This window comes from Bowmanella denitrificans (assembly GCF_002887595.1).
Taxonomy (GTDB): domain Bacteria; phylum Pseudomonadota; class Gammaproteobacteria; order Enterobacterales; family Alteromonadaceae; genus Bowmanella; species Bowmanella denitrificans.
Window position 1 is genome coordinate 1515 of sequence record NZ_PEBU01000027.1, and the last position, 2899, is coordinate 4413.

Below are 2899 nucleotides of genomic sequence, written 5' to 3' on the forward strand. Positions count from 1 at the left end.
TTGTTCAAACGCATCTGCAAAATGCGCAAGCTTGAATGGTCGCAGAAGGCTGAAGACAAGTTCATTAAAGACACCTACGAATTCTATGGCGACGATGCGGCCGAAGAACTGGACGTCATTCCATCAGCTGGTGGTGGCGTGTATATCAGCCGCATTCTGGTGGAACGTGTGCAGAACAAAGAATGTGTCAGGGTCAAGATCCATCGTCCTGACCAATTTGTGACTGACCCCAACCGCCTGCATGATATTCGCAAGTGGTGCCAGGACGTACTTAAACCTATCCTGGACAACCTGCCTGCTCAGCGCACTGTCTTTGGTCAGGACTTTGGTCGTTCAGGCGATCTGTCGGTGATCCAGTTGCGCCAGAAAGTCAGCGACGCATTTTGGCATACGCCATTGGTAGTCGAGTTACGCAATATGCCCTTCGACTGCCAACAAGAGATCATGTTTTTTATCCTGGACAATGTGCCGCTGTTCTTTCATGCCAAGTTCGATGCCAGGGGCAACGGTCAATCGCACGCTGAAGCTGCTCTGCAGCGGTACGGTCAGGACCGGGTAGACTGCGTAATGTTCACGCGTACCTGGTATGCCGAACATTTCCCTAAATACAAAGCCGGTTTTGAGGGGCGGCATTTCAACCTGCCGGTTTCAGAAGACATTATTGCCGACCACCGGCGCGTGATTCTGGATAAAGGCGTGCCGCGCATGGATGACAAGCGCGACAAGGGCGAAGACGGTCTGCAGCGCCACGGTGACAGCGCCATTGCTGGTGTGTTGTCCTGGGCTGCTACTTATCAGGAAGGTGAACCAGCCGCAGCAGCCCCACCAGACGCCACCGAACAATACAACCACCGTGATGTTTACCAGGCCACCAAAGCGGCCAATCGGCCGCGCCTGCGTATGCGGGCGTTAACATGAACTGGCGTGACCGCCTCAGTGGCGTTTTAAGCGTGTCAACGGCAAACCTGGGTAATGTGACGACTTTTAACTTTACGTGGCACTGGCGCGCAGGCAACTGGTTGCGGTGCGATATTTGGAGGCAGGTATGAATTGGTGGCAACGCTGGTTAGGTGTAACCCCACAACCCACGCAGGAACAAACTAACCTAACCGAAGCCGCAGGCGGCTTTGGCGACGACTACCACGACGCTGATCTGGAAGGCTACCGACCCATCACCCAGGACAGCGCCCGCAACTTGTCACCGCTGACCCAGGAGCGCATGCGCAAAGTTGCCTACAAGCTCTGGGAAGCGAACCTCCTGGCCAACCGCATTGTTGAAATACCGGTGGCCTACATACTGGCGGAAGGCTGCAGCCTCAGCCATTCAGATGAACAATACCAGGATGTGCTGGACCGCTTCTGGAAAGACCCCATTAACCGCATGAGCCGCAAGCTACCCAAACGGGCCAGGGAACTGTTTATCGATGGCGAACTGTTTATGCCCGCCTTTACCAACGAACATACCGGCGCGGTGCGCCTAGCGTTGTTGTCGGCTGATCTGGTGGCAGAAATTGTATACGACCCGGACAACCCCGAAGAACCCATCGGCGTTATCACCAAGCGCGACACTAAGGGCCAATACCGCAAATACCGGGTGATCATTAACGGTGCGGAAGACTGTTTTACCCAGCGTACCCAGACCATCCGCCAGGACTTTACCGACGGCGACATATTTTACTTTCACATTAATTCGCTCGGCATACGGGCCAGGGGGCGGTCTAAGCTACTGGCCCCGGCCGATCACCTGGACAGCTATGAAAATTTCCTGTTCAGCGAAGCCGAGCGGGCCGATTTTCTGCGCGCCTTTGTCTGGCACTTCCAGGTGGAAGGGGCCGACCAGGACGCTATTAAAAACACCTGGTTGCCCATGTACCGGCAACCGCCCCGGCCTGGGTCCACCCAGGTCACCAACGAGAAGGTTAAGATCAACCCAGTTACCCCACAGCTGAACTCGGAAGACACCGAAAAACTGGCCCGGCTGCTACGCAACCACAGCCTGGGCGGCAGTACCATACCCGAGCATGTATTCGGCGGCGGCGGTGATGTCAACCGCGCCACCGGCGATTCCATGATGGAACCCTTTGAAAAGGTGCTGACCATGGACCAGACCACGGTCAGCGAGATCCTAATGGATATTGGCATCTATGTGCTGCGCCAGCACGAACTGAACAAAGCCGGTGGCAAAGAGCCAGATCTAAACCACCCCATCTATGACATGGCCGTTAACATGCCAGAGATGACCGCAAAGGACACCAGCAAGCTCACCAGTGCCCTGCAGCAGCTGGCCAACTTTTCGGTATCGCTGATCAACGCCAGGTTACTAACCAGAGAAACAGCACTGCGCTTTATCAGCCTCACCGCTGCCAAGCTCGGTGTCGACTTCGACGCCAAGAAAGAGCTGGAAGCGGCCCAGCAAGAGCACAAACAGCAAACAGCAAAGCAGGACAGCGACGATGTGTACCAGGCTACAGATGACGACAACCCCGCCCAGGAGAACGCAGATGCAGCAGTTTGAACGTAGCGCCATGGCCCCGGACTGGCAACCCGACCCTGATCAGGTAGAGCAAATTGCCACTATGGTCGGGCTGCTCAACAAAGAGTTCGACGCTACCGATGTTGGCGAGTTTGTCGCCTATTGGATGGGGCGGCCCGAGATTTACCTGAACAGCTACCAGTGGCACCACAAGTTTGTACAAAACCTGAAGCACAAACGCACCGCCTGGGGCAAAGTTTCCCAGTCGCGGGTCGGTACCCAAATGGTTAGCAACACCGAAGGCCTGACCACCTGCGACAACACCAGGCAACTGCTGGACCGTTACGCCAAACACAAGTAAGCCATGCTAACCGACGCACAGCGCAACCAGGCCCTGCAAAGGGCCATACGCGAACACTTAAAACA

Annotated in this window: 2 protein-coding genes and 1 pseudogene; all 3 read left to right on the forward strand. The window is 55.6% G+C overall.

Features of this window, described 5'->3' with window-relative positions; all coding sequences use genetic code 11:
• Window positions 1–918 (forward strand): annotated as a pseudogene (locus tag CSR04_RS24380) (hypothetical protein); the annotation flags it as partial.
• Between the two features lie 127 nt (window positions 919–1045).
• On the forward strand, window positions 1046–2515 hold the full coding sequence (locus CSR04_RS24385) for a hypothetical protein (RefSeq protein WP_146027250.1): 1470 nt from the start codon (window positions 1046–1048) through the stop codon (window positions 2513–2515).
• Window positions 2502–2834, forward strand: coding sequence for a DnaT-like ssDNA-binding domain-containing protein (locus CSR04_RS24390; protein WP_102798966.1), 333 nt, complete (start codon window positions 2502–2504; stop codon window positions 2832–2834). Before CSR04_RS24385 ends, CSR04_RS24390 begins: the two co-directional genes overlap by 14 nt.
• Window positions 2835–2899 lie beyond the last annotated feature (65 nt).

Coding starts and splice junctions, on each gene's coding strand:
- CSR04_RS24385 (WP_146027250.1), top strand. CDS start 1,046: ATGAATTGGTGGCAACGCTGGTTAGGTGTAACCCCACAACCCACGCAG.
- CSR04_RS24390 (WP_102798966.1), top strand. CDS start 2,502: ATGCAGCAGTTTGAACGTAGCGCCATGGCCCCGGACTGGCAACCCGAC.